The sequence below is a fragment of the Leifsonia sp. GW821-FHT13C05 genome, assembly GCF_058806515.1.
Map to the genome: position 1 here is coordinate 1 of NZ_JBXAPT010000007.1, position 26,464 is coordinate 26,464.

Annotated in this window: 25 protein-coding genes; 12 read left to right on the forward strand and 13 right to left on the reverse strand. The window is 65.7% G+C overall.

The genetic code is table 11. The annotated features are described in order from the left end of the window. Nucleotides 1–98 precede the first annotated feature (98 nt). From rplI to AC1ROC_RS16630, 5 genes are all read right to left on the reverse strand, one after another. Nucleotides 99–551 carry a 50S ribosomal protein L9 gene (gene rplI / locus AC1ROC_RS16610; protein WP_085367432.1) on the reverse strand — a complete coding sequence of 151 codons (453 nt, stop codon included), beginning with the start codon at nucleotides 549–551 and terminating at the stop codon, nucleotides 99–101. Between the two features lie 11 nt (nucleotides 552–562). Continuing rightward, nucleotides 563–826 (reverse strand): 30S ribosomal protein S18, encoded by a 264-nt coding sequence (gene rpsR / locus AC1ROC_RS16615; protein ID WP_055897232.1) that lies wholly within the window; start codon nucleotides 824–826, stop codon nucleotides 563–565. A gap of 60 nt (nucleotides 827–886) precedes the next feature. Next, complete coding sequence (locus AC1ROC_RS16620; protein ID WP_085367433.1) at nucleotides 887–1,399, reverse strand: single-stranded DNA-binding protein; 513 nt, start codon at nucleotides 1,397–1,399, stop codon at nucleotides 887–889. A 4-nt stretch (nucleotides 1,400–1,403) separates the two neighbouring features. Continuing rightward, nucleotides 1,404–1,793, reverse strand: a complete 390-nt coding sequence (rpsF, locus tag AC1ROC_RS16625; protein ID WP_085367434.1) for a 30S ribosomal protein S6 — start codon at nucleotides 1,791–1,793, stop codon at nucleotides 1,404–1,406. A gap of 278 nt (nucleotides 1,794–2,071) precedes the next feature. Then, nucleotides 2,072–3,499, reverse strand: coding sequence for a CCA tRNA nucleotidyltransferase (locus AC1ROC_RS16630; protein ID WP_493001526.1), 1,428 nt, complete (start codon nucleotides 3,497–3,499; stop codon nucleotides 2,072–2,074). A 111-nt stretch (nucleotides 3,500–3,610) separates the two neighbouring features. Here AC1ROC_RS16630 and AC1ROC_RS16635 point away from each other — a divergent pair, with 111 nt between their 5' ends. From AC1ROC_RS16635 to AC1ROC_RS16660, 6 genes are all read left to right on the forward strand, one after another. Then, nucleotides 3,611–5,914 (forward strand): DUF6049 family protein, encoded by a 2,304-nt coding sequence (locus AC1ROC_RS16635; RefSeq protein WP_493001528.1) that lies wholly within the window; start codon nucleotides 3,611–3,613, stop codon nucleotides 5,912–5,914. Next, nucleotides 5,907–7,523, forward strand: coding sequence for a murein biosynthesis integral membrane protein MurJ (murJ, locus tag AC1ROC_RS16640; RefSeq protein WP_493001530.1), 1,617 nt, complete (start codon nucleotides 5,907–5,909; stop codon nucleotides 7,521–7,523). The genes AC1ROC_RS16635 and murJ overlap by 8 nt, the downstream gene beginning before the upstream one ends. Nucleotides 7,524–7,598: 75 nt before the next feature. Continuing rightward, nucleotides 7,599–8,585 carry a thioredoxin-disulfide reductase gene (trxB, locus tag AC1ROC_RS16645; RefSeq protein ID WP_085367437.1) on the forward strand — a complete coding sequence of 329 codons (987 nt, stop codon included), beginning with the start codon at nucleotides 7,599–7,601 and terminating at the stop codon, nucleotides 8,583–8,585. Between the two features lie 12 nt (nucleotides 8,586–8,597). Beyond that, a complete protein-coding gene (gene trxA / locus AC1ROC_RS16650) occupies nucleotides 8,598–8,924 on the forward strand; it encodes a thioredoxin (RefSeq protein ID WP_055897216.1) in 327 nt (108 codons plus the stop codon). Between the two features lie 135 nt (nucleotides 8,925–9,059). Next, complete coding sequence (locus tag AC1ROC_RS16655) at nucleotides 9,060–10,382, forward strand: aminotransferase-like domain-containing protein (RefSeq protein ID WP_493001533.1); 1,323 nt, start codon at nucleotides 9,060–9,062, stop codon at nucleotides 10,380–10,382. Between the two features lie 91 nt (nucleotides 10,383–10,473). Then, the gene (locus AC1ROC_RS16660) at nucleotides 10,474–11,430 is read left to right on the forward strand and encodes a D-alanine--D-alanine ligase family protein (RefSeq protein ID WP_493001535.1); all 957 of its coding nucleotides are present in this window, start codon (nucleotides 10,474–10,476) and stop codon (nucleotides 11,428–11,430) included. Between the two features lie 155 nt (nucleotides 11,431–11,585). Here the strand turns inward: AC1ROC_RS16660 and AC1ROC_RS16665 are convergent, their stop codons facing one another. The 8 genes from AC1ROC_RS16665 to rpmH all read right to left on the reverse strand — a co-directional run bounded on the left by AC1ROC_RS16665 (nucleotide 11,586) and on the right by rpmH (nucleotide 18,262). After that, nucleotides 11,586–12,539, reverse strand: coding sequence for a ParB/RepB/Spo0J family partition protein (locus AC1ROC_RS16665; RefSeq protein ID WP_085367440.1), 954 nt, complete (start codon nucleotides 12,537–12,539; stop codon nucleotides 11,586–11,588). Continuing rightward, entirely contained in the window at nucleotides 12,539–13,456 is a 918-nt protein-coding gene (locus AC1ROC_RS16670; protein ID WP_085367441.1) for a ParA family protein, read from the reverse strand. The genes AC1ROC_RS16665 and AC1ROC_RS16670 overlap by 1 nt, the downstream gene beginning before the upstream one ends. A 1,744-nt stretch (nucleotides 13,457–15,200) precedes the next feature. Then, nucleotides 15,201–15,830, reverse strand: coding sequence for a 16S rRNA (guanine(527)-N(7))-methyltransferase RsmG (gene rsmG, locus AC1ROC_RS16675; RefSeq protein ID WP_085367442.1), 630 nt, complete (start codon nucleotides 15,828–15,830; stop codon nucleotides 15,201–15,203). Between the two features lie 29 nt (nucleotides 15,831–15,859). Next, nucleotides 15,860–16,471, reverse strand: coding sequence for a Jag family protein (locus AC1ROC_RS16680; RefSeq protein ID WP_493001538.1), 612 nt, complete (start codon nucleotides 16,469–16,471; stop codon nucleotides 15,860–15,862). A gap of 12 nt (nucleotides 16,472–16,483) precedes the next feature. Then, entirely contained in the window at nucleotides 16,484–17,446 is a 963-nt protein-coding gene (yidC, locus tag AC1ROC_RS16685) for a membrane protein insertase YidC (RefSeq protein ID WP_085367444.1), read from the reverse strand. Nucleotides 17,447–17,453: 7 nt separating this feature from the next. Next, nucleotides 17,454–17,765 carry a membrane protein insertion efficiency factor YidD gene (gene yidD, locus AC1ROC_RS16690; protein ID WP_085367445.1) on the reverse strand — a complete coding sequence of 104 codons (312 nt, stop codon included), beginning with the start codon at nucleotides 17,763–17,765 and terminating at the stop codon, nucleotides 17,454–17,456. Further along, nucleotides 17,762–18,115, reverse strand: coding sequence for a ribonuclease P protein component (rnpA, locus tag AC1ROC_RS16695; RefSeq protein WP_085367446.1), 354 nt, complete (start codon nucleotides 18,113–18,115; stop codon nucleotides 17,762–17,764). Before rnpA ends, yidD begins: the two co-directional genes overlap by 4 nt. A gap of 9 nt (nucleotides 18,116–18,124) precedes the next feature. Continuing rightward, a complete protein-coding gene (gene rpmH / locus AC1ROC_RS16700) occupies nucleotides 18,125–18,262 on the reverse strand; it encodes a 50S ribosomal protein L34 (RefSeq protein WP_055897189.1) in 138 nt (45 codons plus the stop codon). Nucleotides 18,263–18,707: 445 nt separating this feature from the next. Between rpmH and dnaA the strand changes: the two genes are divergently transcribed. From dnaA to gyrB, 6 genes are all read left to right on the forward strand, one after another. Next, the gene (gene dnaA / locus AC1ROC_RS16705; protein WP_085367447.1) at nucleotides 18,708–20,132 is read left to right on the forward strand and encodes a chromosomal replication initiator protein DnaA; all 1,425 of its coding nucleotides are present in this window, start codon (nucleotides 18,708–18,710) and stop codon (nucleotides 20,130–20,132) included. Nucleotides 20,133–20,564: 432 nt separating this feature from the next. Then, entirely contained in the window at nucleotides 20,565–21,710 is a 1,146-nt protein-coding gene (gene dnaN / locus AC1ROC_RS16710; RefSeq protein ID WP_085367448.1) for a DNA polymerase III subunit beta, read from the forward strand. Nucleotides 21,711–21,745: 35 nt separating this feature from the next. After that, a complete protein-coding gene (gene gnd / locus AC1ROC_RS16715) occupies nucleotides 21,746–22,633 on the forward strand; it encodes a phosphogluconate dehydrogenase (NAD(+)-dependent, decarboxylating) (RefSeq protein ID WP_168688232.1) in 888 nt (295 codons plus the stop codon). Between the two features lie 6 nt (nucleotides 22,634–22,639). Beyond that, a complete protein-coding gene (recF, locus tag AC1ROC_RS16720) occupies nucleotides 22,640–23,842 on the forward strand; it encodes a DNA replication/repair protein RecF (protein WP_493001543.1) in 1,203 nt (400 codons plus the stop codon). Continuing rightward, nucleotides 23,835–24,350 carry a DciA family protein gene (locus AC1ROC_RS16725; RefSeq protein WP_493001545.1) on the forward strand — a complete coding sequence of 172 codons (516 nt, stop codon included), beginning with the start codon at nucleotides 23,835–23,837 and terminating at the stop codon, nucleotides 24,348–24,350. The genes recF and AC1ROC_RS16725 overlap by 8 nt, the downstream gene beginning before the upstream one ends. Before the next feature lie 124 nt (nucleotides 24,351–24,474). Beyond that, a complete protein-coding gene (gyrB, locus tag AC1ROC_RS16730; protein ID WP_085367452.1) occupies nucleotides 24,475–26,448 on the forward strand; it encodes a DNA topoisomerase (ATP-hydrolyzing) subunit B in 1,974 nt (657 codons plus the stop codon). Nucleotides 26,449–26,464 lie beyond the last annotated feature (16 nt).

Here is a 26,464-nt window from a genome sequence, read left to right on the forward strand (position 1 = left end):
CCCCCCCCCCCCCCCCCCCCCCCCCCCCCCCCCCCCCCCCCCCCCCCCCCCCCCCCCCCCCCCCCCCCCCCCCCCGCTACAATCACTGCTTATCGTGCCTACTTGGCAGCGACCACCTGAAGGGTGATCACAGCGGACAGGTCGTCGTGAAGACGAACCGTGGCCTCGTGGTCACCGACGACCTTGATGGGCGACGTGATCTCGATCTTGCGCTTGTCCAGCTCGCCGATCCCGGCAGCCTTGACGGCGTCCGCGATGTCGGAGGTCTTGACCGAACCGAAGAGACGACCCTCGCGGCCCGCCTTCACGGTGAGCTTGACCTTGGTGGCCTGAAGCTTCGCCTTGAGGTCCTGCGCCTGCTCGATGGTGTGGAGCTCGCGAGCGGTGCGAGCCGCCTTGATCTGCTCCACCTGCTTCTCACCACCGCGGGTCCACGCGATAGCGAAGCCCTGCGGGATGAGGTAGTTGCGTGCATAGCCGTTCTTGACGTCGACGACGTCTCCGGCCGAGCCGAGGCCGGTGACCTCGTGCGTCAGAATGAGTTTCGACATATCCGTATCTCCTAACGGCCCGAGCCGGCGTAGGGGAGGAGTGCCATCTCGCGTGCGTTCTTGACGGCACGTGCGATCAGGCGCTGCTCCTGCACGGAGACACCGGTGATGCGGCGGGCGCGGATCTTTCCACGCTCCGAGATGAACTTCCGCAGGGTCGCGACGTCCTTGTAGTCAATGACGCCGACGCGAATCGACTTCGCCGGAGCGGCGTTCTTGCCGTCCTTGCCCTTGCGGATCGGCTTGCGGCGGTCGCCGCTCGACTTTCCAGCCATGATTTCCTTTGCTTTCCGCCCTCATCGAAGCCCGATGGGGCTGGTGAATGTTGGTGACCCTTAGAAGGGAGTCTCGTCGCTGTAGTTGCCCGGCGTGTTCCAGACGTCTGCTCCCGAAGAGGAGGAGGCGTCTGCAGGCGCCGATGCTGCCCACGGCTCTTCGACGGCGCCGCCACCGGAGGAGAACCCTCCAGGGCCACGGCCAGACGACTGCGCGCGCGTGATCGAAGCGGTGGCGTAGCGCAGCGACGGGCCGATCTCATCGATCTCGAGCTCGATCGAGGTGCGCTTCTCACCTTCCTTCGTCTCGTAGGAACGCTGCTTCAGACGGCCCTGCGCAATGACGCGCGAGCCCTTCGTCAGCGATCCGGCGACGTGCTCGGCGAATTCACGCCAGACGCTCGCGCGCAGGAAGAGAGCCTCACCGTCCTTCCACTCGTTCGCCTGACGGTCGAACGTGCGGGGTGTGGATGCGATGGTGAAGTTGGCAACCGCGAGCCCGTTCTGCGTGTAACGCAGCTCCGGGTCGCTGGTGAGGTTGCCCACCACGGTGATGACGGTCTCGCCGGCCATGGGACTAGGCGCCAGCCTTGTCGGCGGCGGCTGCCTTGGCGGGAGCGGCAGCCTTGCGGGCGGCCTTCTCGTCGGCGAGCTTCGTTGCGGCGGCGACCTGAGCGATCGCCTCTTCCGCACGGAGGACCTTGGTGCGCATGACGGCCTCGCTCAGCTTCAGCTGGCGGTCGAGCTCCTTGGTGGTCTCACCGTTCGAGGTCAGCTGAACGACGGCGTAGATGCCCTCGGTCTTCTTGTTGATCTCGTAGGCGAGGCGGCGGCGACCCCAGATGTCGACGTTGTCGACGGATCCACCTGCGTCGCGGACGACGTTGAGGAACTTGTCAAGGCTGGGAGCTACGGTGCGCTCGTCGATCTCTGGATCGAGGATGACCATCAACTCGTACTGATGCATGACTAACCCACCTCCTTTGGACTTGGCGGCTACAGACGGTCTGTAGCAGGAGGGTTCTACATCTGTCGTGCGGGCATACGTCTGCCCAGACAACCTGTCCAGCGTAACGGATGCGGGCGTGTCGCGCCAGTCGGCGGTGGCCAGGGGAGCGGCGGCGGGGGCTTCGAGGAGTGCGTTGGTCATGCATCCACCCTCGCGGGGAGGGGCGCATCCGGGAACAGGCGGTCAGTGATCGGTGGATAACCCGGCGGGCGCGCGTCCCTGTGGAGAACCCGGCGTCAGTGCTGCGCGTTCCACCACTCCAGCAGCCGCCTGGTCGCCTCCTCCTCGCCGAGCGGGCCGTCGTCCAGCCGCAGCTCCAGCAGGAACTTCATCGCCTGACCCACCTCCCTGCTCGGCTTGAGGCCCAGGATGCGCATGACCTGCTCCCCGTCGAGGTCGGGACGCACCGCATCCAGTTCCTCCCGCTCCTTGAGCTCGGCGATCCGCGCTTCCAGATCGTCGTAGGCGAACCCGAGCCTGTCGGCCTTGCGGCGGTTGCGGGTGGTGACGTCGGCACGTGTGAGCATGTGCAGGCGTTCGAGCTCGGGCCCCGCATCCCGGATGTACCTGCGCACGGCGGAGTCAGTCCAGTGCGCGTCCGCGTACCCGAAGAACCGCAGGTGCAGTTCGATCAGGCGGGAGACGGAGTCGATGGTCGCCTTGTCGAATCGCAGGGCGGTGAGCCGCTTCTTCGCGAGCTTCGCGCCGACCACGTCGTGGTGGTAGAAGCTGACGACGCCGCCCGGCTCCAGCCTGCGCGTCGCCGGCTTTCCGATGTCGTGCAGGATCGCCGCCAACCGCAGCACGAGGTCGGGCGCCTCGCCGGGGTGCCGCTCCTTCTCGTAGCCGATCGCCTGGTCGAGCACCGTGAGGCTGTGCTGGTAGACGTCTTTGTGGTGGTGGTGCTCGTCGATCTCCAGCCGCAGCGCCGGGATCTCCGGGATGACCTGGGCGGCGAGGCCGGTGGCGACCAGCAGCTCGATGCCCGGCCGAGGGTCGTCCGTGCAGAGCAGCTTGCTGAGCTCGTCGCGCACTCTCTCCGCGCTCACGATCTCGATGCGCCCGGCGAGCTCCGCCATCGCATCCTTCGTCTCGTCGTCGACGGTGAAGCCGAGCTGCGACGTGAACCGGGCGGCGCGCATCATGCGCAGCGGGTCGTCGCCGAACGAGACGGCGGGGGTGCTCGGCGTCGTGAGCGTGCGGCTCAGCAGGTGCTCGACACCACCGGACGGGTCGACCAGCTTCACCTCCGGGATGCGCAGGGCGAGCGCGTTCACGGTGAAGTCGCGGCGGAGGAGGTCGCCTTCGAGCGTGTCGCCGAACTCCACATCCGGCTTCCTCGTCTCGCCGTCGTAGCTGTCTGTGCGGTACGTGGTGATCTCGACCGTGTCGTCGCCGAACCGCGCGCCGATCGTGCCGAACTGGCGGCCGATGTCCCAGACGGCGTCGGCGAGCGGCGACACGACACGCAGGATGTCGTCGGGCCGCGCGTCGGTCGTGAAGTCGAGGTCGTGCACCGGCCGGTCGAGCAGAGCATCCCGCACAGGACCCCCGACCAGCGCCAGCTCGTAGCCCGCTCCGGAGAACGCGGAGGCCAGCGTTGCGACCGTCGCCGAACGGGCGAGGTCGCCGAGGCGGGCGAGGGAATCGGCGACGCTGTGCATGGTGCCTCAGTTTAATAGGGGCGCTCCACCGGGCGCGCTCGTCGGGGTCTCACAGCGGGCGGCCTCTAGAATCGTCGACATGGAGGCCGAGTCGGGATCGTGCATCGACGCATGAGCGCACCCCGATTCACCCTTCGGCAGGGGGTGAGGAGCCTCGCCGCGCTCGTCTGCGCCGCGCTGGCCGTCGCTGTCGTGCCGGCGGCAGCATCCGGTGCCACGGCCTCCGGAGCGGGGTCTGCGGCGTCAGTCAGTGCCGCATCCACCGTCTCCGCGTCCACCCTCACCGCCGTCACCACCGACGACATCTCCGCCTCCCTCTCCGCAGACAACGGCGGCGTGCTCGCGCCGACGCAAGACCTCACGGTCTCCGTCACGGTCACCAACCCCACCGATAGCGCGTACCCGGCCGGCTCGGTCTCGCTCTGGCTCGACCCGTCCCCGCAGAAGTCGCGTGCCTCACTCAACTCCTGGCTCACCTCCACGACGGCCGTGTCGAACAGGGTCACCATCGGCGACGGCCCCGTCACCGTCCTTGAGCCGGGCACCAGCACGGTCGTCCGGATCACGGTCCCGGCCGCCGCCGTCCCGTTCGGCACCAACCCCTCCGGCGCGGTCTACGGCATCGGTGCCACCGCCAGCATCGGCGGCAAGACAGTGGATGCACGGGGCAGCGTCGTCTGGAACCCCGGTGTCGCAAGCACCCGCTCCTCGGTCGGCGTCGTCATGCCGATCGTCAGCCCGTCGACCTCCGACGGTCTCATTTCGGCGGCCGACCTCGCGACGTACACGTCCCCGAACGGCGTCCTCACCCGCGACCTCGACGGACTGATCGGCCACAGCACGGTCACGGTCGGCATCGACCCGATGATCGTCGCCTCCGTCCGCGCCCTCGGGAACGCGGCGCCCGCGAGCGCGACCGACTGGCTGAACCGCCTCGCCGGGCTGCCCAACGACACCTTCTCCCTCGGGTTCGGCGACGCCGACGTGACCGGTCAGGTGCAGGCGGGCATCGCGGCCCCGCTGGCGCCCACCTCGCTCGCGTACGCGCTCGACCCGAAGAACTTCACGCCGTCGCCCACGCCGGTCGGCGAGCCGTCCACCGCGACGCCCACGCCGCCCGCAGAGACGCCGTCGCCGACGCCCACCTCCGGAACCGACGTCACCCTGCCGACCCTCGACGAGCTGGTGGCCTGGAAATACTCGCTGACCGGCATCGGCTGGCCGGGAGACAACACGGTGCGCACGGCGGACCTCGCGCCGCTGGCCGCCGCCGGCCTGCGCACCGTGATCGCCTCCGGGTCCAACACCAACCAGAGCACGCTCGAGAGCACCCCCAACGCGACGCTTCCCTTCGACGGCGGCAAGCTTGTAATCTCCGACGAGGCGCTCTCCACCGCGATCCGGCAAGCGGCCTCCGCCCCCAGCGACGTCGCCTGGAACACGGCCATGTCCAAGGTCAACGCGCAGCTCGAACTGATCAGCGCGGAGGGCACCCAGAGCAAGCAGCTGCTCATCTCCTTCGACCGTTCCTGGCCGTCCAGCGGCACCCAGCTGCGCCGCACCCTCGAGACCCTGTTCTCCTCCCCGTGGACGACGCCGGCCACCTTCCCGTCGACGGCGTCCGCGGCCGCGAGCTCCGGCCTCGCGCTCAGCGACGCCCCGGAGTCGCAGACCCGCATCGACGCGTTCAAGGCGCTGGTGCAGGACGAGCAGTCGCTCGACGCCTTCGCGACGGTGCTCGACAAGCCGGAGACGATGACGGGACGCACCAGGGCCGAGCTGCTGACCCTGTTCGCCGTGTCCTGGCAGAACCCGCGCACCGACTGGTCTGCAGCGGTCGCCGCCTCCCGGAAGGGCACCGTCGACACCCTCCACTCGATCAAGATCCTGCCGACCGAGAACGTCAACCTGGTGAGCGCCCAGGGATCTATCCCGTTCACGGTCAGCAACGAGCTGAAGGACGAGGCGGCGAACCTCGTCCTTACGGCCGCGCCATCCAACAGCCGGCTGGAGATCGACCAGAACGCGACCAAGCGCATCCCGCAGGACTCCCGCGCGACCATGCTGGTTCCAGTGAAGGCGAAGCTCGGCAACGGGCAGGTGGTGCTGTCGCTGCGGCTCTACAGCCCCGCCGGCGTGCCGATCGGCGACCCGAGCGCTGTGACAGTGGATGTGCACGCCGACTGGGAGGGCATCGGTGCGCTGATCTTCGGCATCCTGCTGGTGTTGCTGTTCGGCTTCGGCATCGTGCGCAACATCCTGCGCCGCCGCGACCAGCGGAGGAAGCGGCTGGCGGGGGAGAGCGGCGACGGCGAGGTAGCCGAGCCCACCGACGCGGCCGAACCCACGCACGCGGCCGACCCCACCGACGAGGCCGAGCCCACCACCCCGCCCGAGGGGGACGCCCGTGGCTAGCATCGGCCGCGCGAGCGCCGTGCTCGCTTCCGGCACGCTCGTCTCCCGGCTGCTCGGCTTCGCGAAGGCGTGGCTGCTGCTGCAGGCGATCGGCGCCGTGGCGTTCGCCTCCAACGCGTACGCCACCGCCACCATCGTCCCGAACAGCATCTACGCGATCATCGCCCAGGGCATCCTGAACGCCATCCTGGTGCCGCAGATCGTGCGCGCCTCCGTCAACGCGGACGGCGGCAAGGCATATATCAACAAGCTGGTCACGCTCGGAATCGTCGTGTTCGCGGCCGTCGCGCTCGTCGCGACCCTGCTCTCGCCCGTGCTGATCACGCTGTTCGGTCTGCGCGGCGGTCAAGCGGAGCTCGCCACGGCGTTCGCGTATTGGTCGCTCCCGCAGATCTTCTTCCTCGGCCTCTATACGCTGCTCGGCGAAGTCCTCAATGCACGCAAATCGTTCGGTCCGTTCACCTGGGCGCCTGTGGCGAACAACGTCATCGCGATCGGGATGCTCACTGCCTTCATCGTGATGTTCGGCGCCGACCCGAGCGGAACGCGCAGCGAGCACTGGTCGGGCGGGATGGTCGCCCTGCTGGCGGGTGGCGCCACGCTCGGCGTCGCCGTGCAAGCGTTCCTGCTCTTCTTCTTCTGGCGGCGAGTAGGCCTGCGGTTCCGCTTCGACTTCGGCTGGCGCGGCGTCAATCTCGGCCACGCGGGCAAGGCGGCGGGCTGGACGCTCGCCATGCTGATCGCCACCCAGGTGGCCGGGCTGGTCGAGACCAATGTCGCCAACTCCGCCGGGAAGGGCTTCGCGGGAACGCTGGTGATGAACAATGCGTGGCTGATCTTCATGCTGCCGCACGGGATCATCGCCGTGTCGATCGTGACCACCTTCTACACCAGGATGGCCGAGCACGCGCACCTCAGAGACGCCGCGGGATTCCGCGACGACTTCTCCTCGGCCACCCGCTCGATCATGCTGCTGATCACCTTCTCCTCCGCCGCGCTGATCGTCGTGGCGTTCCCGGTAGCGCGCGTGTTCACCGTCGACTACCAGGCGATGGGCTGGGTGCTGATCGCGTATCTGGTCGGTCTCGTGCCGTTCTCGCTCGTCTTCATGGCCCAGCGCGCCTTCTACTCGCTGGGCAATACACGCACGCCGTTCTTCTTCACGCTCGCCCAGGTGATCCTGATCGTGGTGGGCGTGCTCGTGTGCTTCGCCGTCCCCGCGCCCGCGAGGGCCGCATCCGTCGCCCTCGTCGTCTCGATCGCGAGCGTCGCGCAGGCCGCGCTCGCGTTCGCCCTTCTGCGCCGCGAGACCGGGGGAGTGGACGGACGGCGCATCCTGAGCGGGCTGTGGCGGTTCGCGGTGGCCGCTCTGGCCGCGATGATCGCCGGTGGCGGCTTCCTGGTGATCATGGGCGGGGTGGACGAAGGTGCGTTCCCGGTGAGCGGGATCATCGGCGCCGTGGTGTCGTCCGCGGTGGTCGGTGTGGTCATGCTCGTGGTGTATTTGGGCATCCTGACACTGCTGCGTTCGCGCGATCTGCAGGCCGGTCTGGCACCGGTTCTGAACCGGTTGGGCGTCCGCTCCGAACTCACACGTGAAACGGAATAGCATCCGCCTAGGATGTGTTCTACACCTCAGCGGTCCGGTTCCGGGCCGTTACAGATAGTGCAAGGAGCTCCCGCCGTGCGGCAGATCATCATCATCGGTTCCGGCCCCGCCGGTTACACCGCAGCGATTTATGCTGCGCGTGCCAACCTCCGGCCGCTGCTGATCGCTTCCTCCGTCGAAGCAGGCGGAGAACTCATGAACACGACCGAGGTGGAGAACTTCCCCGGTTTCCCCGAGGGGATCATGGGTCCTGACCTCATGTTCAAGATGCAGGCGCAGGCCGAGAGGTTCGGCACGGAGGTCGTCCTCGACGACGTCGTGTCCGTCGACCTCACCGGCGACGTGAAGAGCGTCACCCTGGGCTCTGGTGCCAAGCACGAAGCCCTCTCGGTGATCTTCGCCACCGGTTCCGCCTACCGCAAGCTCGGTCTCCACGACGAGGAGCGCCTGTCCGGACACGGTGTGTCCTGGTGCGCCACCTGCGACGGGTTCTTCTTCCGTGAGCGCACGATCGCTGTCGTCGGCGGAGGCGACTCGGCGATGGAGGAGGCCAACTTCCTCACCCGCTTCGCGGACAAGGTCTACGTGATCCACCGCAAGGAGGAGCTGCGCGCATCCAAGATCATGCAGGAGCGCGCTTTCGCGAACGAGAAGATCGAGTTCGTGTGGAACTCCGAGGTCGTCGCCATCAACGGCGAAGAGACCGTGGAGAGCGTCACCCTGCGGGATGTGAACAGCGGCGCCGAGAGCCAGCTCGCCCTCAACGGCCTGTTCATCGCGATCGGCAACGACCCGCGCGTCCACCTGGTGCACGGTCAGCTCGACCTCACGCCGGAGGGCACCATCGCGGTCGCCGGTCGTTCGTCCAAGACCAAGGTCGCCGGTGTGTTCGCCGCCGGTGATGTGATCGACCCGACGTATCGTCAGGCCATCACGGCAGCCGCATCCGGAACGGTCGCGGCTCTCGACGCGGAGCACTACCTCACGACCCTCCCCAAAGACCTGCTGGACCAGACCGTCGAGGTCGAGTCCAGCGATCTCGAACTCACAACCACCGCATAAGGAGATATAAGAATGTCTGCAGCACGTTCGGTCACGGACGCCTCTTTCGAGAGCGATGTCCTCAACAGCGAGAAGACGATCCTCGTCGACTTCTGGGCAGAGTGGTGCGGCCCGTGTCGCGCCGTCGGCCCGATCCTCGACCAGATCGCCGCTGAGCACTCCGACAAGATCGAGATCGTGAAGCTCAACGTGGACGAGAACCCGCAGACCGCTGCGAAGTACCAGATCACCTCCATCCCCGCGATGAAGGTGTACCAGGGAGGCGAGGTCGTCAAGACCGTCATCGGCGCCAAGCCGAAGCCTGCCCTCGAAGCCGACCTGGCCGCCTACCTCGCGTAGCCGACCAGTTCTTCACAGACCCGTCCGGCGAATACGCCGGGCGGGTCTTTTTTTGTATCAGCGCGCATCCCTCGATTTCGGGCACGGCGCACCACACAAATAGCATTGGCAAACGGCGTAAGAAACGGAAGACAAGTGACTGAACAGGGCAGCCCGCTTTCACGCGGCAACAATCTGGACCCGTGGTACAACCACTACGCGCAGCGCACGAGCGGCCTGGCCGCCAGTGAGGTCCGAGCCCTGTTCGCCGTCGCCAGCAGGCCAGAGGTGGTCTCCCTGGCCGGCGGCATGCCGTACGTCGCGGCCCTTCCGGAGGATCTGGTCGTCGGCGCGATGGACCGGGTGATGCGCGAGCAGGGCCCTGTGGCGCTGCAGTACGGCTCTGGCCAGGGCGTTCCTGCCCTGCGTGAGCAGATCCTGGATGTGATGGCGCTGGAGGGCATCAAGGCCAGCGCGGACGACGTGGTCGTGACGACCGGCTCGCAGCACGCGCTCGAGCTGTTCAGCAAGCTGTTCATCGATCCGGGGGATGTGGTGCTCGCCGAGGGGCCGAGCTACGTCACTGCGATGGTGATCTTCCGCTCGTACCAAGCCGAGGTCGACCACGTGCCGATGGATGAGCACGGCCTGATTCCCGAGGCCCTCCGCGAGCACATCGCCCGGGTGAAAGCCGCCGGGCGCAAGGTGAAGTTCTTGTATACGGTGCCGACGTTCCACAATCCGGCCGGTGTGACCCTCAGCTGGGAGCGCCGCCTGGAGATTCTGGAGATCTGCAAGGCCAACGACATCCTCGTGCTCGAGGACAACCCGTACGGTCTGCTGTATTTCGGTGAGCGGCCGCCGGAGGCGATGCGTTCCGTCGAGCAGGACGGTGTGGTCTATCTGGGCACGTTCTCCAAGACGCTCGCCCCCGGGTTCCGGGTCGGGTGGGCGCTGGCGCCGCACGCGATCCGCGAGAAGCTGATCCTCGCCAACGAGGCGGCCGTGCTGAGCCCCAGCTCGTTCAGCCAGCTGGTCATCTCCGAGTATCTGCGCGACGCCGACTGGAAGGGCCAGATCGACACCTTCCGCGGCGTGTACCGGGAGCGCAAGGAGACGATGATCGCCGCGCTCGAGGAGTATCTGCCCGAGCTGAGCTGGACGAACCCCAACGGCGGGTTCTACGTCTGGCTGACACTCCCGCCGCACCTCGACTCGAAGGCGATGCTTCCGCGAGCGGTCACCGAACTGGTCGCGTACACGCCCGGGACGGCGTTCTTCGCGGACGGTTCGGGCGCCCAGAACATCCGGTTGTCGTTCTGCTATCCGACGCCCGAGAGCATCCGGGTGGGTGTTCGCCGGCTGGCGAACGTCCTCAACGGCGAGCAGGACCTCCTGGACACGTTCGCCGGCACCGGCCCGCTGTTCTCCGCGCGCCGCGAGCGCAACAGTCCCAACCCGCCCACCGACCTGCGCTGAGCAGTCTTCGGTGTCCGGCCCGCTCGATCCCATCCTGCAGCAGGCCACCGCGCACTCATCACCCGACAGAGTTTGAAGAAAAGAGCTGATCATGGCAGAAAACGCCGCTCTCAACATCGTCGTGCTTGCCGGTGGCATCTCGCACGAACGCGACATCTCCCTCCGCAGCGGCCGCCGCGTCGCGGACGCGCTGAACTCGCTGGGTCACCAGGTGACGTTCCGCGACCCGGATGCGTCCCTGCTCGGCTTCCTCGCCGAGAACCGACCGGATGTGGTCTGGCCGGCCCTGCATGGCGCGAGCGGTGAGGACGGCGCTCTGCGTGCGCTGCTGGAGCAGACGGGCATCCCGTTCGTCGGCTCCCGCACGGACGCGTCCCGGCTGGCGTGGTCGAAGCCGACCGCGAAGACCATCGTGGACCGCGCCGGTGTCGCGACGCCGCCGTCGGTGGCCCTCCCGAAGGAGACCTTCCGTGAGCTGGGCGCCAACAGCGTCCTGGCGACGGTGCTCGACGGTCTCGGCACGCCGCTCGTCGTGAAGCCGGCGCAGGGTGGCTCCGCGCAGGGCGTGACGATCGTGGAGCAGGCCGACGAGCTGCCGCGCGCGATGGTCGACGCGTACACCTACGCCGACGTCGCACTGATCGAGCGCAAGGTCACGGGAGTGGAGGTGTCGGTGGCGGTCATCGACACGGGGGACGGGCCGGAGGCGCTGCCCGCCGTGGAGATCGAGCCGGTGTCCGGTGCGTACACGTTCGACGCGCGGTACAACGCGGGGGAGACGCGGTTCTACGTGCCGGCGCGGCTGGATGATGAGGCCGCCGCTGCGGTGGCGTCGGCTGCGACGACGGCGCACGTCGCGCTCGGCCTTCGCCACCTGTCCCGCATCGACCTCATCGTGGACGAAGCCGGGGTGCCGTGGTTCCTGGAGGCGAACGTGCTCCCGGGTCTGACGGAGACGTCGATCATGCCGCAGGCAATCGCGGCGTCGGGGCGCGACCTCGGGGATGTGTACGCGGCGCTGGCGCTAGCGGCTATCGCGGAGGCGTGACGGGGTCGCGGCGGGTGGCGGCTCCGATCGACCGCTAGTCGGGCCGCGGGGTCAACTGACTCGCGGCCCTAGCTAACTCGCGGCGTCAGCGGACTCGCGGCGTCAGCGTACCCGCGGAGTCAGGGGGGACCCGCTGCGTCAGTGCACCCGCCGCGTCAGCTGAAGGTCGGCCTGGTGTAGCTCGGCTGCCCGATCTCATCCAGGATGCGGTTGAGGTCCTGAATCGTCGCGAAATCCACCACGATCTGGCCTTTTCTCGCGCCGAGTGAGATCTTGACCCGCGTATTCAGACGGTCCCCGAGCTTCTCGGCGATCTCATCCAGGTGCCCACGGTGTTTGCCCGCCGTCGCTTTCGACCGCACCGGTTTCGGACTCTTGCTCGCCGCAGCCTCGGCCGCGCGCACCGAAAGCTCTTCGTTGACGATCTTGTCCGCGAGTCGCGCCATGGCTTCTTCGTCGTCCCCGACGGACAGGATCGCCCGCGCGTGACCCGCACTCAGAACGCCGGCCGCCACGCGGCTCTGCACGCTGGACGGCAGCTTGAGAAGACGCAGGGTGTTGGTGATCTGTGGGCGCGAACGTCCGATCCGCGTAGCAAGCTCTTCCTGGGTGATCCCAAAATCAGCAAGAAGCTGCTGGTACGCCGATGCTTCTTCAAGCGGGTTGAGCTGTGAGCGGTGAAGGTTCTCGAGCAACGCATCCCGGAGCATGTCCTCATCGGCGGTCTCTTTGACCACCGCCGGGATGGAGTCGAGCCCGAGTTCTTTCGTCGCGCGCAGGCGGCGCTCGCCCATGATCAGCTCGAACTTGTCCGGCTGCCCAGCGATCGGCCGCACGACAACCGGCTGCAGCACGCCCACTTCCCGGATGCTCGCCACAAGCTCGTCCAGCGCCTCGCGGTCGAACTCGGTGCGCGGCTGCACAGCGTTCGGCACGATGTCAGCGGGGGAGAGGTTGGCAAGCCGGGCACCCGGGACGGCGACTAGGCCATCCGATGCAGCGTTTGCGGAGGAGTCGGGGAAGAACACGTCGACGGGACGCGCCGACTGGTCGGTGGTGGGGATGAGCGCGCCGATTCCTCGGCCCAATCCTGTGCGCTTCGCTGCCATTAGCGGGGTGCTCCTCTGCGTGCGATCTCGGCGGCGGCTTCCAGATAGGAGAGCGAGCCGGACGAATTCGTGTCGTAACTGATGACGCTCTGCCCGTAGCTCGGTGCTTCCGAGATGCGGACCGAACGCGGAATGATGGTCTTCAGGACTTCCTTGGGGAAGTGATCCCGCACATCCTCGGCGACCTGATGGGCCAGATTGGTGCGGGAGTCGTACATGGTCAGCAGGATCGTGGACACCTGAAGCTTGGGGTTGAGGTGTCGTTCGATCAGCTGGATGTTCTTGAGCAGCTGGCTCAGGCCCTCGAGCGCGTAGTACTCGCACTGGATGGGAATGAGCACCTCGGTCGCGGCCACGAAAGCGTTGATCGTGAGTAGACCGAGCGACGGCGGGCAGTCGATCAGGACATAGTCGAAGTCGTACTCGTCGAGGAAGCGCGTCAGCGCGCGCCCGAGGCGCTGTTCGCGCGCGACCATCGACACGAGCTCGATCTCCGCGCCAGCGAGGTCAATGGTCGCGGGCACCACGAACAATCCGTCGAACTCGGGGGACTTCTGAATGACCTCGTCGAGTTCTTTATCGTTAACGATCACGTCGTAGACGCTCGGTGTTCCTTCGCGGTGCTCAACACTGAGAGCAGTAGACGCGTTTCCCTGCGGATCCAGGTCGATCACCAGGACCCGAGCACCCGACTTCGCGAGGGCAGCGGAGAGATTTACGACGGTGGTAGTCTTCCCGACCCCGCCCTTTTGATTAGAAATGGTGAAAATACGGGTCCGCGACGGCAGGGGGAGTGTCTCGGAGGCGATAGCCTCCCGTCGACGGGTCAGTTCGTGGATTTCCTGCGCCAGGGGAGTGGATGCGTCGAAGCCGGTTGGGCTCGATCCGACCTGGGCATCCTGGTCCGGTTGTTTCACGTGAAACCTTGTCGCTCGATCATGGTGCACGGCACCGGGTGTCTGAGTACGGGGTCGCATGCGCTCTGCGGCCATCAGTCAACTCTATCTTGGATGGCGTGCTTGCTATTCCGCATCGCGGCACGCTGTGGATAGTTGGAGGCTGTGGGAAATGTGGGGAGTGGCCCGAGATAATGGTTGCCTCGGGGCGCGCCCCGGCTAGCTCTAGGCAGTGGGGAATGTACTTCTTAGATTGCCTCGAAACCGCTTGCATCTACATAGGAATTCGGCGCGCCGGTCCTCGCGAGCTCCTCGCACCGTTCGCGGGCTGCGCCACTCGTCGATGCGGGCGCTTCCTGGGCTACAGTTTCACGTGAAACGTTCGGCGCGTCCGGCGCGTCCCGCGCGGCGACTCGTACTCACGCCATCGCGCAAAGGTTGGGTTTCGGCACGTCTAGCGTTCAGGCCACCCGATCATGCGGGCGTTAGGCGCATGGCCCCTGCGAGTGGATGTGCGGACCAGGCGGAACCAGTTCGCACACCAAGTAGTGCCGTGTAGGGACGATGTGCCGTGATGTGCGCGGGGAAACCGCTGGTCCTGAGCGGCGGAGATGGGCAGTGTCGGGTGGCGGATTTGCGCCGTCCAGAGTGACCCGACTTGAACGGCGCGCGCAGGATTCCGCGTGCCGTCATGTCGGCGCGCGGAGTTGCCGACACCTTCCCTGGTGATGCGGCGTCCTCGGATCGCAGCCACGCTGCTCGACCGGGGGCGGGCAGCCGGACAGCGGGCCACTCCCATTACATTGACCACCGCGGTGAAAGCGATCTCACGCTCTCTGGTTGGATCCGGAGACACCAACTCGTCTCCAGTGAGGAGCGCGGACACCTCTGGCAAGATACCAGCACCGAGGGACACACCAACCCGGTTCTAGCGACGGGCAAGCGCCCCCAGATGACAGGCAATCGCCACACCGGGCGCACCCGGTGACGGCCAGTTCGAGTGCCCGTTTCACGTGAAACGCCGCATAGTCACGCTGCAATCCCCGCGCCAGTCTCTATATGTCGGACGCGAATTGCGCTGGGAACCCAGTAGGCTGCGCCGCTCACCACATGCCCATCCAACGATCCGCGATCCACACGCGCGCGCCTGAATCGACCTCAACTCCGCGCCCGGCACGGCCCGCCAATACCATTTGCGTCGTCGCGGGCAACAGGAAGCCGACGAAGTAGATTCACCCAGGTCAAGCGACTCATTGGAGAGCGCGGGCTGATGTGGATCCTCAGGTCTCACGTCACACCCCGTTTCCCCGCATTGCCTCACGTCTATTGCGGAGCCACGAGGGAAGCAACTCCACCTGACGCTCACGACGCAACAACTCCACGCCCGAGCTGGCTGCGTCGACCTGTGCGCGCGACCGCTGCGCCGACCGCGGTGCCCCACCGCACTCATCACCACCGATTGGCAGCGACAGGTGCAGCCGCAGCCGACCGGCGCTGGGCCCACCACGCGGCCATGCGCCAGCAAGGAACGCCCCAACGGCATCAAAGCCGCGAAGTGCCACGACCTGCGGCTCAGCGTAGAGCAGAGCTCCGCCGAACGCCGCCACCCCAGCAGGACCTGCACACAGTCGAAAACCAACACGAACGCGATCAGACTTCGAGCCCGCAATATCCCGAAACACCAAAACAGCACCCACCATCAGGGCATAAACCCCCGAAAACGCACCCGCTTCAGCGCCACAGGAGCGATCCTAAGCGCCTCTCGCTACCTCACGGTCGCGCGGATTACCCTCGTGACCTCGTCCAGCACGTCCTGACCAAGGGTCAAAACCTCGATTTCGTGCACTTTGTACTTGCGAATCTCTTTTGTCGCCGCATCCACTTCGGCCTGCGCGCCGGCGCCCTTCATCAGGACCAACTCGCCGCCGTCACGAAGCAGGGGAGCGGTGAGGGGGAGGAGCTTGCGGAAGGCGCTGACTGCTCGCGCGGTCACCTGGTCGAGCGGCGCATCCAGGCGGACGTCTTCGGCTCGGGCGCGGACCACATCCACGTTGGTGAGACCGAGCTCGGCGACCTGCTCGTTGAGCCAGGCGACGCGTCGCTCCATCGGCTCGATGAGAACGAACGAAACATCGGGCCGCGCGATGGCGAGGACGAGCCCGGGCAGCCCGGCGCCGCTTCCGATATCGCCCACGCGGCCCGGGCGGAGCAGCGGAGCGACGATGGCGCTGTTCAGGATGTGGCGCGACCAGAGGCGGGGGAGTTCGAGCGGGCCGATCAGTCCGCGTTCCTCACCCTGCGAGGCGAGGTTCGTCGTGAACTGTCGAGCCACCTCGATGCGCGGGCCGAAGAGAAGAGCGGCAGCAGCAGGCTCAGCCTCGAGGACGTCGTTCATCGCTCGGATCCCCGTTCCACGTGAAACAACTAGGACTTGGTGATGACCGTGTGACGGTCGCGACCCTCGCCCTGCGAATTCGAAACGAAGCCGCGCTCAGAGACGATGTCGTGCACCAGCTTGCGCTCGTACGAGGACATCGCGGGAAGTGCTGCCTGCTCCGCACCCTCTTCGATGCGGGCTATCGCGCGCTCGACGAGCGTTGCGAGCTCGGCCTGGCGGGCGTCTCGCGACCCGGCGATATCCAGGATCAGGCGAGAGAACGAGCCGGTCTTGTTCTGGACAGCCAGGCGAGTGAGCTCCTGCAGCGCCGTCACCGTGTCCGGCTTCGAGAGCAAGCGCAGGTTCGCGTTCTCGTCGGCGTTGACCGAGATGTACGAACGGCCGTTGCGAGCGTCGATGTCGATGTCGCCGTCGATGTCGGCGATGTCGAGCAGCTCCTCGATGTAATCGGCGGCGATGTCGCCTTCCTGGTCGAGCTGGTCGGCGGTCGGCTGCTCGTAGTCGCCGGACTCCGACGACGCGGGAGCCGAAGACGAAGCGCCCGACTCGGCGACCTCGACGTCCACGTCGACCTCGGCCGAAGGAACCTCAGCGGAGGTGGGCTCGACTACGGACTCGGACTGCTGCACATCGGTCATTGGGAATCCCTACTACTTTCCGGCCTGCTTCTTCGCGCGGTTCTTGCTCACGGGCTGAACGCGCTGAGTGGTCTTCTTCGTTTCCTCTTCGACCGTCAGCACGACGGCGCCGTCCTCCTGGACGAGCTTGCCCTTGCGTGCCAGACGCGCCTCGCGCGCCTTCGCGGCGTCCGAACCCGGAGTCGGCATGTTGCGGATGACGAGGAACTGCTGGCCCATGGTCCAGAGGTTCGAGGTCAGCCAGTAGAACATGACGCCGAGCGGGAAGGCGAAACCCGAGAAGAGGAAGACGAAGGGGAGGAGGTACAACAGGATGCGCTGCTGCTTGAACTGGGGGCTCGCCTTGGTCTCCGGCGACATGTTCTTGGAGACGATCTGCAGCTGGGTGAGGAACTGCGAACCGGTCATCAGCACGACCATCACGGCCGCGATGATCATCACGGCGACCTGCTGCGGGTGGGCGTTCATCGCACCCTGGAAGCTCTGGTGCAGGGGAGCGACACCGAACAGGGTCGCACCACCGAACTGCTTGGCGAGCTCCGAGTTCAGGGGACCGACGCCGGCGTGGCCGCCCTGGGCGCCGTTCAGCACCTGGAAGAGGCTGAAGAACACCGGCATCTGCAGCAGCAGCGGGAGGCACGAACTCAGGGGGTTCGTGCCGGTCTTCTTGTAGAGGTCCATCGTCTCGCGGGACATCGCCTCACGCGAGAACTGATCCTTCTTGCCCTTGTACTTCTCCTGGATCTTCTTCAGCTGCGGAGCGATTTCGAGCATCCGGCGCTGGTTCTTGATCTGGCGGACGAAGATCGGGATGAGGGCGGCACGGACAACGACCGTCAGTCCGACAATCGAAAGCACCCAGGTGAGGCCGGCGGCCGGGTCGAGGCCGATCTGCGAGAACAGCCAGTGGAACGCAACGAGGATGAGCTCCACGACCCATTTGATGGGCCACAGAATCGTTCCGATGATGTCCATGTGGTTGCTAGGCCTTTCCCTGGCTTGTGGCGACGACGAATCCGAACGGTGTCACCCGATAGCGACGCTTCTTCTTGAGGGGGACATCATCGACCCCGCCCGCGGCCCACGGGTGGCAACGGGCGATTCGGCGAACGCCGAGCACGGTCCCGATAGCGAGTCCGTGCTCCTGGATGGCCTGCAACGCATAAGCGGAACAGGACGGGTAGTACCGGCAGACGTCTCCGTACAGAGGTGAGATGACCGCACGGTATGCGCGAAGCACCAACACGGCACAGTTCCGCGGAAGAAGGAGCACTGCAGTGAATGCGGTGTTCATCGACGGACGTTGCCTCTACTGGTGAATCGGCTGATTGCTGCGGAGATCTCTTCGTGCAGGGTAGCCCACTCCGCTTGAGCGGACGCTGGCAATGCCCTGATCACGATGTCGGTGCCCGGCGACATCCGCGGAAGCAGTTCGTGGGCCGCAGCCTTCAGGCGACGACGCACGAGATTCCGCCGGACGGCGACACCGACTGTCTTGCCCACGATAAAGCCGAATCGCACCACATCCGGGTCCGGACTGGGACGGATGTACGTCACGGTGTTCGCTCCAGTGAAGCGAGCGCCGCGGCGCACAGTCGCCTTGTAGTCCGCCCCCCGCGTGATGCGATTGGCTTTGGCGAGCACCGGTGAAGGCTAGGCCGAGAGCTTCGTGCGGCCCTTGCTGCGACGTGCAGCGAGGATCGCGCGACCCGCACGGGTGCGCATACGCAGACGGAAGCCGTGGGTCTTCGCCCGCTTGCGGTTGTTCGGCTGGAAGGTTCGCTTGCTCATATCTCAATCTCCGTGTGGTCTCTTAACAGGCCGGTGCTGATGCAAAGTCCAGCACGGGGAGGCCGTGAAAAGTTTTTGGGCAGCCTCAACGGCTGAAGTCAACTGATTAAAACTACGACCTGTGGCGGACGAGGTCAAACCAGACGAGACAAATCCAATGATTATGCACAGGAATGGGAAGAACCTGAGGAGCGACGCGCCGCCGTATGCCCGCAAACGAATTTGATCCACAACCTGTGGACAAGTTACCGTGAGGACCAAAGTTATCCCCAGCCCATCCCAAAATCGGCAGGAGATCGCTACGGTATTGGACACACAGCGGTGGATAACCCTGTGAATACCTTTCCGGCCGCGTACGCGCAGCCGAACCGATGAACGCATCGACGAAGAAGTCGGGGTACTTCGCCGGTCGAAGGCATCCACACGAGACGAATTACGGGGAACGATGGCAGGCGGCGAAGAGTCCATTTCTGCGGCATGGCAGAGCGTGCTCGACTCACTGGAGTCGGACGACCGCATCACACCGCAGCTGCACGGATTCCTCAGCCTGGTCGAGCCCAAAGGCATCATGGCCGGCACCTTCTATCTCGAGGTGCCCAACGAGTTCACCCGCGGGATGATCGAGCAGCGCAGCCGCGTCCCCCTCCTCAACGCCATCGGCGGCCTCGACGAATCCCTCGCGGTCAACACCTTCGCCATCGTGGTCAACCCGGAGATCCAGCAGGAGACGATGGCCGGGCCCACCGAGCCGGCTGACGCCGCATACATCGAGGCTCCTGCGCAGATGATCGCGCCGCCCACCGAGATCACCGCGCCGCCGCGCAACAACGACACACGCCTCAACCCGAAGTACAGCTTCGACAACTTCGTCATCGGCCAGTCCAACCGCTTCGCCCACGCCGCAGCGGTCGCCGTGGCCGAAGCGCCGGCGAAGGCGTACAACCCGCTCTTCATCTACGGCGACTCCGGACTCGGCAAGACTCACCTCCTGCACGCCATCGGCCACTACGCGATGAGCCTCTACCCGGGCATCCGGGTGCGGTACGTCAGTAGTGAGGAGTTCACGAACGACTTCATCAACTCGATCGCGAACAACCGCGGCTCGTCCTTCCAGGCGCGCTACCGCAACATCGACATCCTGCTGATCGACGACATCCAGTTCCTGCAGCGAGCGGTGGAGACCCAGGAAGCCTTCTTCCACACGTTCAACACCCTGCACGACCACAACAAGCAGGTGGTCATCACCAGCGACCTGCCGCCGAAACACCTCACCGGGTTCGAAGACCGGATGCGGTCCCGCTTCGAGTGGGGCCTGATCACCGACGTCCAGGTGCCCGACCTGGAGACGCGCATCGCGATCCTCCGCAAGAAGGCGCAGAGCGAGAAGATCCAGGTACCGGACGACATCCTGGAATTCATGGCCTCGAAGGTGTCGAGCAACATCCGTGAGCTCGAGGGCACGCTCATCCGCGTCACCGCGTTCGCCAGCCTCAACCGCACGCCTGTGGACATGCCGCTCGTCCAGACCGTGCTCAAAGACCTCATCACGCTCGACGACGACAACGTGATCGCGCCGACGGACATCATCACGAACACGGCCGACTACTTCAAGCTCACCGTCGACGACCTCTATGGGTCGAGCAGGTCGCAGGCAGTCGCCACCGCCCGCCAGATCGCGATGTACCTCTGCCGCGAACTCACGAACCTCTCCCTGCCCAAGATCGGCCAGCTCTTCGGCAACCGCGACCACACCACGGTGATGTACGCGAATAAGAAGATCAGCGAGCTCATGAAGGAGCGTCGCTCGATCTACAACCAGGTGACAGAGCTCACGAGCCGCATAAAGCAGAACCACCGCTACAGCAAGTAGCGCGCCCGCGACACGCGCTTCGCGCACATCCATTCGGTCGAGTTATCCACAAATCTGTCCCCAGAGTGGGGACAGTCGATTATTAACACCTGTGGATAACTTGTGGAGAATCTCCGGAAAGTCGGCCCGTTAATGGGGAGGAATCATGGATGCCTGTGAATTGAGGCCTCTCGGGTCGCAGCTCGGGTTCCCTGTAAACAACAGGAATCCCCAGGTCATCAACAAGTCACAGACGTGTAGTTCCCAGTGGTTGACTGGCATCGACAGAGTTATCCACAGTTTCCACAGCGGTTAACACCATTAATCATTAAGTCTTCTGAATAGGGCGGCCGACAACCTGAACCCCGATCGCTCGAATCACAATTTCTCGCGCCGAGGGCAGGCGCTAGGATTTGTCACGATCCATTTCCCGCCGACGACAGAGGTGACTTCGTGAAGTTCCAAGCCAACCGGGATGTATTCAGTGAAGCCGTCTCCTTCGCCGTGAAGCTCCTTCCCCAGAGGACGACGCTCCCCATCCTGAGTGGTGTGCTGATCGAGACGACCGAGACGGGACTGCAACTTTCGTCGTTCGACTACGAAGTCTCCGCGCAGACCGAGATCGCGGCCGAGGTCGAGGAACCGGGTCGTGTGCTCGTCTCCGGGCGCCTTCTGGCCGAGATCGCGTCGAAGCTTCCGAATGCTCCCGTGCAGTTCTCGACAGAGGACTCCAAGATCGTTGTCCGCGCCGGATCGGCCAACTTCACCCTGCTCTCCATGCCGGTCGAGGAATATCCGAGCATCCCGCAGGTCAGCGGGGATGCAGGGCTCGTCCCGGCCGAGGAGTTCGCCGAGGCCGTTGCTCAGGTCGGGGTCGCAGCATCCAGGGACGACGTCACCCCGGTCATCACCGGCGTGCAGCTCGAAGTCGGCGACAACACGCTCGGCCTCGTGGCCACGGACCGCTACCGCGTGGCCGTCCGGGAGATCAACTGGGACAACGGCACCACTTCGGGCGAGCCCGTCACCGCGCTGGTTCCCGCGCGCACCCTCACCGAGATCGGTAAGACGCTCGGCCACAGCGGCACCATCGCCGTCTCGATCACGAACAGGGACGACCGCGAGCTGATCGCGTTCACGGCAGACAAGAAGACCGTCACCTCCCTGCTGATCAAGGGCAACTTCCCGCCCGTGCGCCGGCTCTTCCCCGAGCAGGTCGACAACTACGCGGTCATCAACACCGCCGAGCTCATCGAGGCGACCAGGCGTGTCTCCCTCGTGCTCGAGCGCGAGGCCGCCCTCCGTTACACCTTCTCCGCCGACGGGCTGACGCTCGAAGCCATCGGTTCGGAGCAGGCTCAAGCATCCGAGAGCATCGACGCTCTCCTCACTGGCCAGGAAACGGTGGTTTCGTTGAAGCCGCAGTTCCTGCTCGATGGTCTCGGTGCCGTGCACTCGGAATTCGTGCGCATTTCCTTCACCAAGACCGAAAACCCCAACAAGCCCGGTCCTGTGCTGATCACGAGCCAGACGTCAAAGGACCAGGCAGGCGCGGACAACTACAAGTACCTCCTGCAGCCCAACCTGCTGCTCAGGTAACCCGCCGTCCGCTCGAACAGAGAAGAAGGACAATCATGCACATCGGCCTCGTCGGTCTCGGAAAAATGGGCAACAACATGCGCGCCCGCCTCGAGAAGAACGGCATCGAGGTGACCGGCTACGACACGAACCCCGAGGTCTCGGACGTCGCCACCCTCGCCGACCTCGTCGCAGCGCTCCCCGCACCGCGCACGGTGTGGGTCATGGTCCCGGCCGGGAAGATCACGGACGCGGTCATCACCGATCTCGAACCGCTCCTCGAAAAGGGCGACCTCGTGATCGACGGCGGCAACTCGCGCTTCACCGAAGACTTCAAGCACTCCGAGCAGCTGGCGCCGAAGGGTATCGACTTCATGGATGCCGGCGTCTCCGGCGGAGTCTGGGGCCTCGACAACGGCTACGGCCTGATGGTCGGCGGCAGCAAAGACCAGGTCGAGCGTGTCATGCCCGTCTTCGACGCACTCCGTCCGGAGGGGCCGCGCGACGAGGGCTTCGTCCACGTGGGCGAGGTCGGCGCTGGGCACTACGCCAAGATGGTGCACAACGGCATCGAGTACGCGCTGATGCAGGCATACGCCGAGGGGTATGAACTCCTCGACACCCGCAAGGACATCGTCAAGGACGTCACCGGCACGTTCAAGGCGTGGCAGCGTGGAACCGTCGTCCGCTCCTGGCTGCTCGACCTGCTGGTGCGCGCGCTGGAGCAGGACCCCGAGTTCGAGCACATCGAGGGATACGTGCAGGACTCCGGCGAGGGTCGCTGGACCGTCGAGGAGGCACTCGCCAACGCGGTGCCCGTCCCCACGATCAGCGCGTCGATCTTCGCGCGGTTCGTCTCGCGCCAGGAGGACTCCCCGGCGATGAAGGCCGTGGCTGCCCTGCGCAACCAGTTCGGCGGTCACGCCGTGAAGGCCGTGGACTAACCCTCTTTGAGAGTTACACATCTTTCCCTGACCGACTTCCGCAACTACCGCACGGCGGAAGTGTCGCTTGCGGCCGGCGCGAACCTTTTCGTCGGCCGCAACGGCCAGGGCAAGACGAATCTGGTCGAATCGCTCGGCTACCTGAGCACCCTCGGGTCCCATCGGGTGTCGAGCGACCAGGCCATGATCCGGCAGGGTGAGGAGTCCGCGATCGTGCGCACCCGCATCCAGCACGATGGCAGGGAACTGCTGGTCGAGCTGCAGCTGAACCGCGGCTCGGCCAACCGGGCGCAGGTGAACAGGTCGGCGATCAAGACCCGCGAGCTTCCCCGCTACTTCTCGAGCGTGCTGTTCGCCCCGGAAGACCTGGCGCTGGTGCGAGGCGAGCCGAGCATCCGGCGTCGCTTCGTCGACCAGCTGCTGGTGCAGCGGAACCCGCGGTTCGCCGGGGTGCTGTCGGACTACGAGCGGGTGCTCAAGCAGCGGAACACGCTGCTCAAGTCGGCGCGCGCATCCGGGGTCAAGGAGAACCAGCTCGGAACCCTCGAGATCTGGGACGAGCGGCTGGTCGCACTGGGCTCCGAACTGGTGGATGCGCGGCTCGACCTGATCGCGCGCCTCACCGATCCGCTCACCACCGCCTACCGCTCGGTAGCCGGCGACGATCACCACCCGCGGCTCATCCCGCTGCTGACCGTCCGCGGCGCAGAGGTGGAGGATGCCGACGACGGGGGGCCGGCCGACGCTGTAACCGACTCATCCAGTGTCGCCACGGCCGATGCTTTCCGTCAGGCCCTTGCCGCCGTGCGACGCAAGGAGCTCGACCGCGGGCTCACCCTCATCGGCCCGCACCGCGACGATGTGCTGTTCGAGCTCAACGGGCTCCCGGCGAAGGGCTACGCCAGCCATGGTGAGTCCTGGTCGTTCGCACTCGCCCTGAAGCTCGCATCCGCCGAGCTGCTGAGGCGCGAGTCGAACACCGGCGACCCTGTGCTGATCCTCGACGATGTGTTCGCCGAGCTGGACCAGGCTCGACGTAGGATGCTTGCAACCGCCGTAGAGGGTTACGAGCAGGTGCTCATCACGGCGGCGGTGTTCGACGACGTTCCCGACGGCCTGACCGCGCACACCGTGCGGATCGAAGCGGGAGCCGTCGTGGACGGAACCCCGGAGAACGCAGAGAAGGAGAAGGGAGAGACCGATGGCTGAGCAGAGGGCATCGCTCGACCCGGCTCCGCTCTCGGATGCGTCCGCCACCTATCTCAGGATGCGCGCGCTCTTCGGCGGTGCGCCCACCACCCGCAGCCGTCGTGTCAAGAAGAAGGACGTCGACCCGTCCGCGAGCCAGCCGTTCGGGAAGGGCCGCGACCCCCGCGGACTCGGAGACGTGGTGGATGCGCTCGCCGTCCAGCTCGGCTGGGTCTCGCCGCTGGCCCAGTCCGACCTCCTCGAGGGATGGCTCGAACTGGCCGGCGAGGAGACCGCGAAGCACGCGACTCCGGAGGGCATCACCGACGGCGTCCTCACCGTGCGCTGCGAATCGACGGCGTGGGCGACGCAGCTGCGGATCATGCGCTCCGACCTGCTCGCGAGGATCGCGGATCGGTTCCCGGATGCGGACATCCAGTCGATCCGTTTTCAAGGCCCAGACGCCCCCTCCTGGAAAAGAGGCCCCAGGTCGATTCCAGGGCGTGGCCCGCGCGATACTTACGGTTGAGTGCACAAAAGAGGTCAATAGGCGGAAAACAACGCGTCAGACGGGCGATTTCGGCCATATCGACGCGCCGTGCTTGGTAGAATGAATAGGTCACTACTGAGTGCGGTCAGGAGCCTAATTTCATATGACGATGGAACCGAGCAAGGCTGAGTCGGAACACGACTACGGCGCGAATGAGATCCAGGTTCTCGAAGGTCTCGAAGCCGTACGCAAGCGACCCGGAATGTACATCGGTTCGACCGGTCCCCGTGGACTCCACCACCTCGTGCAGGAGATCGTCGACAACTCCGTCGACGAGGCACTGGCCGGTCACGCCGACAACATCGATGTGACGATCCTCGCCGACGGTGGCGTGCGCGTCATCGACAACGGTCGCGGCATCCCGGTCGACATCCACCCCGTCGAGGGCAAGTCGACCGTGGAGGTCGTCCTCACGATCCTGCACGCCGGCGGAAAGTTCGGAGGCGGCGGATACGCGGTCTCCGGTGGTCTGCACGGCGTCGGCAGCTCCGTGGTGAACGCACTGTCCTCCCGGCTCGACGTCGAGGTCAGCCGCCAGGGCAACGTCTACCGCCAGAGCTACCGCAACGGTGTTCCGCAGGCTCCGCTCGAGATGGGCGAGGAGACGGATGCGACAGGCACGACCATCACGTTCTGGCCGAGCCCCGACACGTTCGAGTCGATCGTCTTCGACTACGACACGCTGCGCACCCGCTTCCAGCAGATGGCGTTCCTCAACAAGGGGCTTCGTATCGCGCTGACGGACGAGCGTCTCGAAGAGGGGCAGGAGGAGCCGCGCTCCGAGGTCTTCCTCTACGAGCAGGGCCTGATCGACTACGTCCACTACCTCAACTCCGCCAAGAAGGCCGAGGTCGTGCACGACGAGATCATCGCGTTCGAGTCGGAGGACACCGAGCGCAAGATCGCGCTCGAGGTCGCGATGCAGTGGACGACGAGCTACAACGAGAGCGTCTTCACCTACGCGAACACGATCAACACGCACGAGGGCGGAACCCACGAAGAGGGTTTCCGTGCCGCACTCACCACGCTGGTGAACCGGTATGCGCGCGAGAAGAACATCCTGAAGGAGAAGGACGACAACCTCTCCGGAGACGACGTGCGCGAGGGTCTCACCGCCGTCATCTCCGTGAAGCTGTCCGAGCCGCAGTTCGAGGGTCAGACGAAGACCAAGCTCGGCAACACCGAGGCGAAGGCGTTCGTGCAGAAGGTCGTCGGCGATCAGCTCGGCGACTGGTTCGACCGCAACCCCAACCAGGCCAAGGAGATCATCCGCAAGGCGCTGCAGGCTGCGACCGCCAGGCTCGCCGCCCGCAAGGCCCGCGAGACCGCACGCCGCAAGGGTCTGCTCGAGGGCGGCGGGATGCCCGGCAAGCTCAAGGACTGCCAGTCCAAGGATCCGTCGATCTCCGAGATCTTCATCGTCGAGGGAGACTCGGCAGGCGGTTCGGCCGTGCAAGGCCGCAACCCGGAGACGCAGGCGATCCTCCCGCTCCGCGGCAAGATCCTGAACGTGGAGAAGGCGCGACTCGATCGCGCCCTCGCCAACAACGAGGTCCAGGCCATGATCACGGCGTTCGGCGCCGGCATCGGCGAGGACTTCAACCCCGAGAAGGCGCGCTATCACAAGATCGTGCTGATGGCGGATGCCGACGTCGACGGCCAGCACATCACGACGCTGCTTCTGACGCTCCTCTTCCGCTACATGCGTCCGCTGATCGAGCTCGGCTACGTCTACCTCGCGCAGCCGCCGCTCTACCGGCTCAAGTGGACGAACGCCGAGCACGAGTACGTCTACTCCGACCGGGAGCGTGACGCGTTCCTGGCCGAGGGGATCGCGGCGGGCAAGCGCATCCCGAAGGACAACGGCGTGCAGCGCTACAAGGGTCTCGGCGAGATGGACTACAAGGAGCTGTGGGAGACCACGATGAGCCCCGAGACCCGCACGCTGCTGCAGGTCACCCTCGACGACGCGGCCGCCGCAGACGAGATCTTCGCCACGCTGATGGGCGAGGACGTCGAATCGCGCCGTAATTTCATCCAGAAGAACGCGAAGGACGTGCGTTTCCTTGACATCTGACAACATCGACGGCATT